Source organism: Rhodococcus sp. NPDC056516 (assembly GCF_042794655.1).
Classification (GTDB): Bacteria; Actinomycetota; Actinomycetes; order Mycobacteriales; family Mycobacteriaceae; genus Rhodococcus_F.
Genome location: NZ_JBHTTG010000002.1, coordinates 29,768 through 42,661 on the forward strand (window position 1 = coordinate 29,768; position 12,894 = coordinate 42,661).

General features: G+C 62.7%; 13 protein-coding genes and 1 riboswitch. Of the genes, 11 read left to right on the forward strand and 2 right to left on the reverse strand.

Annotated elements, in window-relative coordinates:
* The first annotated feature begins 29 nt into the window (after positions 1-29).
* The gene (locus ACFQ6Y_RS05320) at positions 30-1,319 is read left to right on the forward strand and encodes an alpha/beta hydrolase (protein ID WP_378629936.1); all 1,290 of its coding nucleotides are present in this window, start codon (positions 30-32) and stop codon (positions 1,317-1,319) included.
* Here ACFQ6Y_RS05320 and ACFQ6Y_RS05325 read toward each other — a convergent pair.
* Both ACFQ6Y_RS05325 and ACFQ6Y_RS05330 read right to left on the reverse strand, forming a co-directional pair.
* Complete coding sequence (locus tag ACFQ6Y_RS05325) at positions 1,281-3,548, reverse strand: DUF2254 family protein (RefSeq protein ID WP_378629939.1); 2,268 nt, start codon at positions 3,546-3,548, stop codon at positions 1,281-1,283. The two genes, ACFQ6Y_RS05320 and ACFQ6Y_RS05325, sit on opposite strands and share 39 nt — an antisense overlap.
* 4 nt (positions 3,549-3,552) lie before the next feature.
* The gene (locus ACFQ6Y_RS05330) at positions 3,553-5,688 is read right to left on the reverse strand and encodes a bifunctional lysylphosphatidylglycerol flippase/synthetase MprF (RefSeq protein ID WP_378629943.1); all 2,136 of its coding nucleotides are present in this window, start codon (positions 5,686-5,688) and stop codon (positions 3,553-3,555) included.
* Positions 5,689-5,827: 139 nt separating this feature from the next.
* Here ACFQ6Y_RS05330 and ACFQ6Y_RS05335 point away from each other — a divergent pair, with 139 nt between their 5' ends.
* The 10 genes from ACFQ6Y_RS05335 to ACFQ6Y_RS05380 all read left to right on the forward strand — a co-directional run bounded on the left by ACFQ6Y_RS05335 (position 5,828) and on the right by ACFQ6Y_RS05380 (position 12,511).
* The gene (locus ACFQ6Y_RS05335) at positions 5,828-6,442 is read left to right on the forward strand and encodes an NUDIX hydrolase (protein ID WP_378629946.1); all 615 of its coding nucleotides are present in this window, start codon (positions 5,828-5,830) and stop codon (positions 6,440-6,442) included.
* A gap of 109 nt (positions 6,443-6,551) precedes the next feature.
* A complete protein-coding gene (locus ACFQ6Y_RS05340) occupies positions 6,552-7,151 on the forward strand; it encodes a CDP-alcohol phosphatidyltransferase family protein (RefSeq protein ID WP_378629948.1) in 600 nt (199 codons plus the stop codon).
* Positions 7,148-8,014 carry a DUF881 domain-containing protein gene (locus ACFQ6Y_RS05345; RefSeq protein WP_378629951.1) on the forward strand — a complete coding sequence of 289 codons (867 nt, stop codon included), beginning with the start codon at positions 7,148-7,150 and terminating at the stop codon, positions 8,012-8,014. Before ACFQ6Y_RS05340 ends, ACFQ6Y_RS05345 begins: the two co-directional genes overlap by 4 nt.
* 13 nt (positions 8,015-8,027) lie before the next feature.
* A complete protein-coding gene (locus tag ACFQ6Y_RS05350) occupies positions 8,028-8,378 on the forward strand; it encodes a small basic family protein (RefSeq protein ID WP_003946178.1) in 351 nt (116 codons plus the stop codon).
* Positions 8,379-8,381: 3 nt separating this feature from the next.
* Positions 8,382-9,161, forward strand: coding sequence for a DUF881 domain-containing protein (locus ACFQ6Y_RS05355; RefSeq protein WP_378629954.1), 780 nt, complete (start codon positions 8,382-8,384; stop codon positions 9,159-9,161).
* A 45-nt stretch (positions 9,162-9,206) separates the two neighbouring features.
* Positions 9,207-9,611: a glycine cleavage system protein GcvH gene (gcvH, locus tag ACFQ6Y_RS05360; RefSeq protein WP_317552772.1), complete on the forward strand. Its 405-nt coding sequence runs from the start codon at positions 9,207-9,209 to the stop codon at positions 9,609-9,611.
* Between the two features lie 211 nt (positions 9,612-9,822).
* Positions 9,823-10,317 carry a glycogen accumulation regulator GarA gene (garA, locus tag ACFQ6Y_RS05365; protein WP_003946166.1) on the forward strand — a complete coding sequence of 165 codons (495 nt, stop codon included), beginning with the start codon at positions 9,823-9,825 and terminating at the stop codon, positions 10,315-10,317.
* A complete protein-coding gene (locus ACFQ6Y_RS05370; RefSeq protein ID WP_378629956.1) occupies positions 10,317-11,054 on the forward strand; it encodes a MerR family transcriptional regulator in 738 nt (245 codons plus the stop codon). The genes garA and ACFQ6Y_RS05370 overlap by 1 nt, the downstream gene beginning before the upstream one ends.
* 93 nt (positions 11,055-11,147) lie before the next feature.
* Entirely contained in the window at positions 11,148-11,621 is a 474-nt protein-coding gene (locus tag ACFQ6Y_RS05375) for a bifunctional nuclease family protein (RefSeq protein ID WP_003946194.1), read from the forward strand.
* 305 nt (positions 11,622-11,926) lie between these two features.
* On the forward strand, positions 11,927-12,511 hold the full coding sequence (locus ACFQ6Y_RS05380; protein WP_378631307.1) for a MerR family transcriptional regulator: 585 nt from the start codon (positions 11,927-11,929) through the stop codon (positions 12,509-12,511).
* Positions 12,512-12,743: 232 nt separating this feature from the next.
* Positions 12,744-12,873: riboswitch (glycine riboswitch) on the forward strand.
* Positions 12,874-12,894 lie beyond the last annotated feature (21 nt).

Consider the following 12,894-nt stretch of genomic DNA (forward strand, 5'->3'; position numbering starts at 1 on the left):
GTCTAGGCAGGGCTGCGACGGGAGACGACGTGCACAAGATCACGGATCTGTCGCTGGTCACGGGCCCCGTCCCACCCGTGGTGACGGTGCTCGGAATTCTGGCACTACTGTGGCTCATGTTTTCGAGGTCGAGGCGTCACGTCCTGATTTCGATTCCCGTCTGCATCGTCGCGGCAATCGGGATAACCCTGGTGCTGTACTGGCTGATCGAGAAGGTGTGGCATCCGTTCCCGGATCCGATTGCCCGTCCGGTCTACGTGTGGATCGGGCTGGGCATTCTGGGTGTGCTGCTGGGTGTTTCGAGGATCTTTGCCGCGACGCGAATCGACGGCCGTGTGCTCACCGTGGTCTCCGTACTGCTGGTGGTCGTGTCGAGCGCGGCTCACGTGAATCTGCAGTTCCAGTCGTACCCGACCGTAGGAACAGCGCTGGGACTCTCGGACGCGGAGAAGGTTTCGCTCGCCGACCTGGACGACGGCAAGGACGGCGCAGTTCCGGTATCGCAATGGAAGGCGCCGGCGGACATGCCGTCGGCCGGCAAGGTCAGCACGGTCACGATTGCGGGGACGGTTTCCGGATTCAGCGCCCGTGACGCCGAGATCTACCTACCGCCCGCGTATTTCACCAACCCGCGACCGGAGTTGCCGGTGTTGGTACTGCTTGCCGGTCAACCAGGCGCGCCCGAGGACTGGCTGCAGGGTGGCCGCCTCGTCCAGACGATGGACGCCTACGCCGCTGCGCATTCGGGCTTGGCTCCCGTCGTCGTCGTAGCTGACGGGACCGGGTCGGAACTGGCGAATCCGCTCTGCGTCGATTCTCAACTCGGGAACGTCGCGACGTACCTTTCGCGCGATGTTCCCGACTGGGTGCGCGGGAACCTCCAGGTGGATCCCGACCCGAGGAAGTGGGCGATCGGGGGACTTTCCTACGGCGGTACCTGCGCGTTCCAGATGGCAACGAACTTCCCCGCGGTCTATCCGACGTTCCTGGATCTGTCCGGTCAGATCGAACCCACACTCGGCGATCGCAAGCAGACGGTCGATGCAGCGTTCGGCGGCAATGAAGCCGCGTTCGTGGCAGTGAATCCGCAGGATCTGCTCCGGGAGAAGAAGTTCCCCGACAGCGCCGGGGTGTTCGTGGTCGGCAAACAGGACAACGACTACCGCCCAGGTCTTCAAACGCTCTACGAAGCCGCAAAGGCCGCAGGGATGGACGTCCAGTACGCCGAGGTCGACGGAGGGCACAGCTTCCAGGTGTGGTCGGCTGGATTGGCGAGTCAATTAGGTTGGCTGGGAACGCGACTCGGCCTGCCCGGATGAACGATCGTCCGGAAGTTCCGAAGACCCGATGATCAGCGGGTGAATTCGTCCGGTTGCCCCGGCTTCGGAACCCAATCCCTGCGGATCTGCAACACTCGCGAGCCGAAGGTCGAGTGCGCCGGTCCATTCTCGGGTCAACTGCGCATCGAGAGCGTCGACGCGCTCGAGCAGCGGAGGATGTTGGTCCGGCGGGCAGGCCTCGAGCAAGGTAGCGAATACCGCGCGTAGACGCCGCTGCACCTGTGCGGAATTGGTGCTGAAGTGGCGGATCTCGTCGGTGGCGACCGACACGTAGTCAGCCCACGTGCGTTGCTGCCCGCGGATCAGCGTGAGATCCGAGGTGGCCGTGTCGAAGCGGACTCTCGGGGCTAGCAGCACCAGAAGATCCTCGATGTGATCGAGCGCCTGGACAGCTCGACCCGGATCGTTGATGGCGGGTGAGAGCGCCTTGAGCGCGATGTCCACGATCGACTGCAGCGCTGCACCGGGGCTGACGACCGGGCTGTGCGTGTCGCCGAAGATCAGGCACGACATCAATGTGTCCGGACGAACCTTCAGCGACGGCCCGCGAACCTCGAAGAGGGGCGCGTTCTGGGCGACGAACTCGCCGATGCTGGGCACCACCTCGACAGCGACGCCCCAGCGACCGGCCAACCGCTGCAATCGTGCGAGATCGATCGCCAGCAGAATCCGGCCGTTGGGAGAAAGATGGCGCAGCCGAATCACCAGTGCGTCGACGTTCTCGGAGTTTACGGACTCGCTCGGCCGGACCAAGGGGAGTGGCCGGCTGGGTTTCGGTGCGCCGGAAGGTAAGTCCTCGTACAACGGATAGGCGCGGATTGTCGCGCTGCGACCTTGGGCCGCTATCCAACGCAGTAACCGACTGGAATTGAGAATCGACCCGACCTTCGCCACCAACGCGATGAACAGGATCGCACTGGCCAATGCGAGAAGCAGTGCGATCGCCGTGGAGATGGTCGGTGAGGAATTCTCCGAATCGAGCGCCAGATCGAGCGCAATGATCAGGGAGAAGACGAACGTCGCCAGAAACATGCCGATCGACCACCGCATGACTCGCTGCTGCGCGAGCATCGGGACGACCCGCACCGAAATCTGCGAGGCACCGAACTGCATGGCGAGAGTGATGGCGGTGAACACCAGACCGGTGAGAGTGATCATCCCGCCGGCGATGACGCTGAGCAACGTCGCAGTGGCCCCGGCGTCCACGCCCTCGGAAATGGTACCGACGTCGCCGTCGCTGACGAGATCTCCGTCGATCCCGACGAGGATGTTGGCGGTGACGACGGACAGGACGACGAGGATCACGGGGAGGCGCCAGACGGGGACTGTTCGTAGTCGTCGGCGAGTTCGGCGCCAGCGAATTCTGTCCGAGAGCCGCCGCGACAATCCGACCTTCGACGTGGGGGTTGTGGTGTCGACGACGGGGAGCGGCGGTGGGGGCGGGGGAGTGGAACCGAAACTTCCCGACACCGTTTCCTGAACGTAGATCTTCGCGTGAATCATCGGCTCGCGATAGCGCTGCTCACGGGCGACTGCCCGGCTCATCTTCGCCGGCTTGTCGCGGTAACGCGAGCGCGCCCACGGCGCACCCGGTCGACTCAACCGAATTGCCCCGACCAACAGAAGCGGTGTGAAGAACAGCCCGATCAGGCCGGTCCAGAGTTTGCCCTTCATCAACGTGATCACGGCGAGTCCGAGTTGGATCACGATCGCGACGACAACGCTGATCAACGTCGCCAGGCTACGGTCCTGCTCGTACGGGTCGAACTCGCCCGCGAACCCGATGGGGTGGACTCCGAGAAGGAAAAGGAACGAGATCGCGATGGCAACGAACACCGCGTCGATGGACGAGCGACCCTCCTCGGCCCAGTAGACATCGCGCAGATGTAGCACGAGTGCGTACTCGTCGAGGACCAGCGCGCTGCCGATACCGAAGACCGACGCGAGAACACAATTGGCGATCGGGGTGTGATAGTCGGCCAGAGCGATGAAGGCAAAACCGGACACGAGCATCATCATCAAGCCGAAAACCATGTGGTGGATGTGCATTCCACCGGGCGTGACATTGCCGGGCCACCACGAGACCTCGGCCCGGATCATTCGGACGCTGAACCGGATGAACAGGAACGTCAGGACGAAGGCGAGTAGGAGGAAGAACAGTGGGAGCCTGCCAGTGTCGACGACCGTGTGCTCGAACCAGGACCGCACGGCGTCAGCTCTTGCTGGTAGCGAGCTTGATCAGCTGGGGAGCCGTCGCATCGGGAAGGTATGCACGCGTCAGCGCGATTCCGATCCGAGGCAGGTCGGCCTCGTCGCGGAAGCACAGGAAAACGGGTTCGTACCTCGGCTTGAACTTCTTCTTGAACGCGTGAAGAGACCGGAAGCCGTAGAGCGGTTCCATCGCGGCTCCGAGCATGTCCAGCAGGCGGTCCATGGATGCGGCGTCGGCGCCGTCGTCGCTGCGGGCGAGTGGTGCTCCGGACAGTGAGACGAATTGGGCACCTTGTTCTTTGAATTCGAGGGCCGACGATGCGATGAGGAACTCGACCACCGGACGGAACCCGTCGGGGCGTCGACGCATGACGTCGAGCGTCCAACCCTGGACCACTCCGCCTTCGCCGTACACCGGCAACCACGAGGTGACGCCGTGAATGCTTCCGGTCGGGTCGACGGCCAAACCGACCCGGACGTCGCGATCGAGCGCCTCCTCGACGCTTCCGAGGGTGAACCCCATCTCGGGTAGTCCCTTGTCGCCCACCCATTCCTCGGAAATGGCGCGCACCTGAGCCAGCACGGAGAACGGCTCGTCGGCCAGAGTTGTCATCCGAAAGGTGATGTCGTCCTTCTTGGCCTTGTTGAGCGCCGAGCGGATGTCCTGCCAGGATTTACCGGTGAACTGCAATTCCGGCAGGTCGACGATCGTGTCCTCGGCGACTTGAACGGTGCGCCAGCCGCGCCGGGCGGCGGCATCGGCTGTCTCCTTCCCCACGGAGAACAAGCAGGGGGTGAGGCCGTTGGCCTCGGACATCGTCGTGAATTCGTCGACCGCTGCGGCAAGTCGGTCGGGGCTCGCGATCGGATCGGCGAGGACCACGACGACGCCGACGTGCCGTTGGAATGCAACGACGCTGTCACCCGACTCGCCGAAGTAGTAATTGTTGCCGTCCCACGTCGTCATCCACGACATGGTTCCGCCGCCGTGCTGTTTGAGCAGCTCCCGAGCGGCGGCGCGCGGATCGTTCCCGGACAACGGCCCGCCTCGAATCTTGCGCCGCATCGGTACGTGAAAAGCGTGACGGCCCTTGATCAACAAGATGAGTTCGAGAAGCCAGAGCAGCGCGGTTCCGACCGTGACGGCCCCGGCGCTCTCGTAGTCGAAGAAGATGACCGAACCGAGGACGAGGGCGGTGGCCAAAACCGTCAGTGAACCGAACACGACGGCAACCCACCAGGCCCAGCGGCGTCCTCGTCGCAACTGATCCGCGATCAGGGCAACGATGATCACGTCGACCAATGCGGTCCAGCCGGAACCGGTTTCGGCTTCCGTCGGCCCGAACGGTCCGCTTCCGGGGAACAGCCAGACGGCGATCTCGACCACGCCGATCAGGAGCAGACCGATGAATCCGAGCAGGCGGATCTCGCGTCGCGTTCGGGGGATGAACCCGCGCTCTCCGTCGCCGAAGAACTTCTCGCCCACCGGCAGGAATATCGCGACCGCGATGAGGTGCTGCACGTCGGCGAGGCGGCCTTCGAAGAGGAACGCGATCGCAATGTACGCACACAGAATGGCGCGCACTCGCATTCGCCAGGGCGAGCGGAGTGTTGCCGTGGTCGCGGCGAGGGCGGCGATGATTGCGGTGGTCACACCGACGTCGCGGTGGGTGGCGAGGTTGCGAGCCCAATCCCAGTCGGTGTGGCTGCCCGCCCAGAGGAGGAGCGATGCACCCAGTTCACCCGCCAACTGACCGCTGATCGTGACGATGGCCGCGTTCTTGGTTCCCAGGCGCCATTCGCACCAGCCGACCGCGAAGGCAAAAACGATGATGATCGAAACATACTGACCCGGCGTCAATCCGAAGAACCACCCCGTGACGAGAGTCCACCACTTGCCTTCCTGCAAGGCGGGAACTCCGTAGGCGATGTCGTCGAACCACGAGTAGGTGCGAACGTGATTCCACAAAGCGCCGGTCGAAATCCCGACGACGGTGATGGTGAGGACGACGATCGAAGTGAACGGCACGCGCCGCAGGACACTCAGTGCGTCGGAAGCAAAGCGAGTGGCCCGATTCGGCGCACCCGGTGCGCTCTCGTCGGTCTGCGGGGTGGGGGTCTGGGACTGCTCAGCCATCGAGGTTCTCTTCTCGCCATGCCGCACGGTGGATTCTGCCTGTTCAGCATGACAGGAATACCGACCGATAATCAGGCGAAGCGGTCAAAATGGAGCAGACTGACTGGGGGTCTCGGACCCGTGGCGCTACTCTCGAGCCATGGTGAACGCAGATTTACTGAATCGGGACCACGTTGTCACCTCACTTGCCGCTTTCGAACCTCGATCGGTCGAATTGGACGGAAGGCGTTCTGCGTCGGTGGTCATCGTCGTCATGCGGAACGCGGATGGGACACCGGTGTTTCCGGTAACCAAGCGGCCCAGCAAGATGCGAGCTCACCCCGGTCAATTCGCGTTGCCAGGCGGAAGCGTCGATCCGGGGGAGACGTCCGAACAAGCAGCGCTTCGGGAACTGTCCGAGGAGTTGGGCGTCGAAGTTCCTGAGTCGGACATCGTCGGCCGACTCGACGACTACGTCACCCGTTCGGGATTCGTGATCCGTCCTTTTGTCGTCTGGTCCGGCGAGGACGTCGGGGGACTGGTACCCAATCCGGACGAGGTGGCTCAGGTGTACGCCGTGACGTCGGAGGAGCTCGACGTGGACTCGCGATTCGTCACCATCGAGGAATCACCCAACCCGGTGATCCAGTGGCCGTTCCGAACGAGCCTGATCCATGCGCCGACCGGAGCTGTCATCTATCAGTTCCGCGAGGTGTTGAACGGCCGGCACACCCGCATCGACAACCTCGAACAGCCGGTGTTCGCCTGGCGATGAGAGTAGTTCGACACGCTCCGGGGTGTTCGGGATTCGGTGCCTCGGCGAAGAGTGAGCTCCGCTGTGGAAAGCTGACCGCACGGCAATCGAGTGATGCGAGGTGTGTGCAGTGAACTCTGGCGAACACGAACTGGTCCCCACGGATCGGATTCTCACTGTTCCCAACGTGCTCAGTATCGTGCGTCTACTCGCTTTGCCGCTTTTCGCCTACCTGCTGCTCGTCACCCACTCGGACGGGTGGGCGTTGGCGCTGCTGATGCTCAGCGGGTTCACCGACTGGCTCGACGGCAAGCTGGCCAGGGTGCTCGGACAGACCTCGCGTCTGGGAGCCCTTCTCGACCCGCTGGTTGATCGCCTCTACGTCGTGACGGCGCTGGTCACCTTCGTCGCCCGCGATTTCATTCCCTGGTGGGTCGCGGCAATACTCATCGGCCGTGACCTTCTGCTCGCGTTGACGCTGCCGATCTACCGCAGGCGTGGTCTGCCGCCACCCGAGGTCGTCTATCTCGGTAAGGCCGCGACCTTCCTGCTGATGTTCGCGTTGCCGTTGATCCTTGCCGGGCACGGAGACTGGACCATCGGACCGTTCACCCATGCCTTCGGTTTCGCTTTCCTGATCTGGGGAACCGTCCTGTACGTGTGGACTGCAGCGATCTACGTGCTCAAGGCCGTCGACGTGGCGCGAACGCACGAGGTCGTGCCCCGATGAAGTCGACCGGGGAGGACGTCCGTCGTAACCCGGTACCGTCGCTGCTTCGGTCGCTCATGACCGAACATCTCGACCCGGGCTACGAAGCAACTGCATTCGAACGCCAACACGAGCACACCAAGAACACGTCCTCGAAGACCGGGCCGTGGCTCGCTCTCGGCGCCCTGTTGATCGGGTTCATCGTCACGGTCTCAGCAGTTCAGGCGACAAAGCAGGTGACCGGCACCGAAGAAGTTCGAAGCGAGTTGGTGGCAAAGGTCCGTGACGCGGAGGATCGAATCGATTCGCTGGCTGCCTCCCGCGATTCGCTCGGCGGCGACGTCGATGCCGCCAGAGGCGTGGCGCTCGAAGGCGATGTACGCGGCGGCGCCGTCCTCGACCAACTGCGAGCGGTCGAATCCGGTGCCGGGGCCGAAGCTGTCCACGGTGAGGGACTGGTGGTGACGCTCACGGACCCGGCCGGACGCCCGAACCTCACGGACGCGTCGCAGCGGAGCGTCGGCGGCAAGACCGTCGTCCTCGATCGAGATCTGCAGACCGTCGTCAACGCGCTGTGGGCAGGCGGCGCGGAGGCAATCGCCGTCGGCGGCGTGCGAATCGGGCCGACGGTGACCATCCGTCAGGCCGGCGGCGCGATGCTCGTCGACAACCAACCTGTCTTCTCGCCGTACCGCGTCGAGGCGATCGGCGACACGCGCGCGCTGCAGCGAGAGTTCGTCGTCAGCGACGCCTACGTGAGAATGTCGAGCGTCTCGCAACTGTACGGAGTCGGTTTCGCGGTGGCCGAAGACGATTCGTTGACACTGCCACCCGCGACGCCGCGCGCCGTCCGGGTGGCAACAGAACCCACAGAACCCAAGTGACAGAAGGAGTTCGATGAAGGCCGGTTCCGCCCTGTACGGACTCGCAGCACTGGTCGTCGGCATCGTCCTGGGCGTCGTTTTCAGCCCGCAGGTGCCCGACGTCATCCAGCCGTATCTTCCGATCGCGGTCGTTGCGGCGCTCGACGCCGTCTTCGGCGGACTCCGCGCGTATCTCGACGAGATCTTCGACGCGAAGGTGTTTGTGGTCTCCTTCGTCTTCAACGTGCTTGTCGCGTCGTTGATCGTCTGGCTCGGTGATCAGTTGGGTGTGGGTACTCAACTCTCGACGGCGATCGTCGTCGTGTTGGGTATCCGGATCTTCGGCAACGCAGCGGCATTGCGACGCCGACTGTTCGGAGCGTGAGTCATGGCGGAACACTCTACGACCGAACCCGAAGAACCACCCGTCACCACCGCGAGTGAAGGTCGGCACGAACTGCGTTCACCGTCGAAACACCGCACCAACGTCGTCTTCGCCATCCTCGCGGCCGTGCTCCTGGGTGTGCTCGGTGTCGCGATTGCCACACAGGTACGTAGCACCGTGGCCGGAGATTCACTCGACGCCGCGCGCCCTGCCGACCTCCTTGTCGTTCTCGACAACTTGAATCGGCGCGAAGCCGCGCTGAGGCAGGAAGTTGCCAATCTTCAGGAATCGCTTGCCACTTTGGAAGCCGGCGGCAACACCGGAGCAGCGTTGGACGAGGCGCGGGCGCGGCTGACCTCGCTCTCCATTCAAGTGGGGACCGCTCCTGCGACCGGACCGGGTGTGACGATGACCCTGACGGATCCGGCGGGCGGCGTCGGCTCCGAAGTGATTCTCGATCTCATCCAGGAATTGCGTGCTGCCGGTGCCGAAGCCATCTCGATCGCAGGTGCGAACGGCGAACCCATTCGTATCGGCGTGAACTCGTGGGTGAGTGGGCGCGGCGGTGAAATCGAATTGGACGGAACCCGGATCGAGCAGCCGTACACTGTGACCGCGATCGGGGATCCGCCGACGTTGGCAGCAGCGTTGAACATTCCCGGAGGCGTCTTCGACAACGTCGCACGCAACGGCGGAAGTTCCTCGGTCGAGCAATCGCAGCAGGTCACGATCTCCGTCTTGCGACAATTGAATCCGCGCCAATACGCTCAACCTGGAAATTGATCTTTTTGCGTCCGACTTTCGGACGGCCTGTGAAAGGAAGCCACTGTGAGTGAGCTCGATACACCTACCGATCTGCGCTACACCGCGGAGCACGAGTGGGTGAAGCGGACCGGCCCGACCTCAGTTCGAGTCGGTATCACCGACTTTGCTCAGTCGCAGCTCGGTGACGTCGTGTTCGTCCAGCTTCCCGCTGTCGACGAAGACGTGACCGCCGGTGAATCGCTCGGTGAGGTCGAGTCGACCAAGAGCGTCTCCGACATCTTTGCTCCGTTCACTGCGAAAGTTCTTGCAGCGAACGGTGAATTGGACGGACAGCCTGACCTCGTCAACACCGATCCGTACGACAAGGGTTGGTTGGTCGAGCTCGAGGTTGCCGACGAAGCCACACTCGATGCCGCACTCGCGGCAACTCTGGACGCGGAGGCGTACAACGGACTCACGTCCGAGTAGAAAACCTATGCGTGGACCGGCCAACTCGTGTTGTGTCGCGGCCTGTCTCGCTGCACACGGCGGTCTGCGCAGGGTACGGTCGTTAGGTACGCATGTGCCGAGTCGGGGCGCAGGGCCGTATCGAACGTGACTGTGAAAGATGCTCGTGAAGAAAGTGCACTGCGTAGTCCAGTGATTCATGATCTGGATGATTGACCCAGGAGGAGAAACAGTGAGCGAGAACGGTAACGACGCGGGCTATGGGGAGTCGCCGGCGGAGACCACTTCGGTTTTCCGTGCGGACTTCCTCAATGAGCTCGACAACACCTCCTCTGCAGCACCGGCCGCCGAGCAGCCGGTTTCGGGCGTGGAAGGTCTTCCCGCCGGAGCCGCACTTCTGGTGGTCAAGCGGGGACCGAACGCAGGATCCCGCTTCTTGCTCGATCAGCCGACGACGTCGGCAGGTCGGCACCCGGACAGCGACATCTTCCTCGACGACGTGACCGTCAGCCGTCGTCACGCCGAGTTCCGTCAGGAAGATGCAGATTTCCACGTTGTCGACGTGGGAAGCCTCAACGGCACCTACGTCAACCGTGAGCCTGTCGATTCGGCAGTTCTCGCGAACGGTGACGAGGTTCAGATCGGCAAGTTCCGTCTGGTGTTCCTGACCGGCCCTCGTGCCGGCGGTTCGCAGGTCGGCGAGTCGTCAGCAGGTGCGGGTAGCTAATGACGGCAGTGCGGCAGCAGAGCCAGCCCGGAATGTCGATTGGTTCCGTGCTGGATCGGTTGCGTCCAGATTTTCCCGACGTGACGATTTCGAAGATCCGTTTCCTCGAGTCCGAGGGCTTGATCAGCCCGCAACGGACACCGTCGGGATACCGCAGATTCTCCGTGGAGGACTGCGAGCGTCTTCGCTTCGTGCTGACCGCTCAACGCGATCAGTACCTGCCGCTCAAAGTGATCAAAGAACAACTCGAAGCGATCGACAGCGGCGCGGCGACGGTGACTGCGGAAGTTCCTCCGCCTCGTCGTGCCCGCGTCCTGTCGATTGCTTCGGGCGATGTCTCGCCGGAAGCTTTCCGTGTCGACCGTGAAGTTCGAGTCGGTCGTCAGGATCTTCTCGCGCGCGCCGACATCGACGATCGGTTTCTGACCGATCTGATCCGCACCGGTTTGGTCGTTCCCGGCGCGGCGGGCTTCTTCGACGAGGACGCCGTGACATTGGCGCGTACCGCGAAAGCGATGTCCGAGTACGGCTTGGAGGTTCGCCATCTGCGGGCGTTCAAGTTGGCTGCTGACCGCGAAGCGGGACTGGTGACTCAAATCGCCGGACCGGTTGCCAAAGGTCGTGACGCCGGAGCGCGTGATCGCGCCGAGGAAATGGTCCGGGAACTGGCTGCCCTGTCACTGACTTTGCACACGTGTCTGGTCAAATCGGCAGTTCGGGGAAGTCTCGATCGCTGAGTTCCTCGATCAGCGGGGCTCACTCGAATAGAATTTCAGTACGACCGCATCGGAGTCGGTCTACTGGATCACGTCAGGTTGGAGGCAAGCTCGATGGGCGAAATGCGTGTGATCGGAGTTCGTGTCGAGCAGCCTCAGAATCAGCCGGTCCTGTTGCTGCGGGAGTCCGACGGCGATCGGTACCTGCCGATCTGGATCGGGCAAACCGAAGCTACCGCGATTGTTCTCGAACAACAGGGAGTCGAGCCGGCGCGTCCGCTGACTCACGATCTGATCAAGATTCTGATCGAATCCTTCGGTCGGAGTCTCAAGGAAGTGCGGATCGTGGACCTGCAAGAGGGCACGTTCTACGCGGATCTGGTCTTCGACGAGCAGACCACCGTGTCGGCACGTCCGTCGGACTCGATTGCATTGGCCTTGCGCATCGGCGTTCCGATCTTCGCGTCGGAGGCCGTCCTGGCCGAAGCCGGTCTCGTCATTCCCGACGAGCGCGAGGACGAGGTCGAGAAGTTCAAGGAATTCCTCGACACAATCTCGCCGGACGATTTCAAAGCCACTGATGGCTAGCCTGATTTGACTGGTTGCGGACTTTAGTCTTCAACTCTCAAGTAGAGGTTGAGTCTCGGTCGGCGTGTTGCGTTGACCGCGCACCCTCCTGGTCTTACCGTTGCGTGCGGTGGAGATCTTCTCGCCTTGTCGATCGAGGCGTACTCTGGGTAAGTCCACTCATGGAATTACCTGCCTTGGATTCACATCTGAAAGTTCGGTCGGCACGGGATTCTCGTGACTGCTGATAGCACAGGTTGGTTACATGATGGCGAAGCGAGAGGGAGACGGCAGTGGAAGAACAGTCGAATGAGCGCGGAACGGGCATAACCGGTAGTGCCGATCCGACTGCAGAGTTGTCTTCCGAAGAGCTGCAGCCCGGCTTGTTCCCGGACGACTCCATTCCTGACGATCTGGTCGGATACCGAGTACCCAGTGCTTGCCAGATTGCCGGGATCACCTATCGCCAACTGGACTACTGGGCACGGACGTCGTTGGTCGTGCCGTCCATTCGCGGCGCTGCCGGATCCGGCAGCCAGCGTCTGTACTCCTTCAAGGACATCCTCGTCCTGAAGATCGTGAAGCGTCTGCTCGACACCGGAATCTCGCTGCAGAACATCCGCGTTGCCGTCGATCACCTGCGCAAGCGCGGCGTGCGCGATCTTGCCAACATCACGCTCTTCTCCGACGGCACCACCGTCTACGAGTGCACGTCTCCCGAAGAGGTCGTCGACCTTCTTCAAGGTGGGCAGGGTGTGTTCGGCATCGCGGTCAGCGGCGCCATGCGTGAACTCACCGGAACCATCGCCGACTTCCCGGCCGAGCGAGCCGACGGCGGTGAAAGTGATCCCAACCCGGAGGACGAGTTGGCCTCACGACGCAAGAATCGCGCCAGCCGCAAAACCGGATAACGTACGTCACATCTCTTTGGAGGATGCCACGGTGCAGGTAGGCGCCTCGGTCCACTAGACTGGGCGTGCGTCGCCGGCGTACGGGAGAGCCTCGGATACCGATTCACCGAACTAGTCTTTGCTGCAGTGTTTGTTGCAGCGTTTGTTTCAAAGGCCAGTGGTGAGCGGGATCAGGGCGCCGAAGGAGCAATACCTCCCCGTCAATCTCTCAGGCACCAAGGACCGTACGGGCTCCGACGCCTCTGGAAAGCGGTGGGACAACCCACCCGCCGACGGGGAAAGGCTGTGGCTTCCGTCGATTGGCGGGTCACTACCGAATCTCTCAGGCGCTCGGGAATCGAGCATGCGACAGAGGGGGAGGAACACACCGCAGGTCGGTGTGT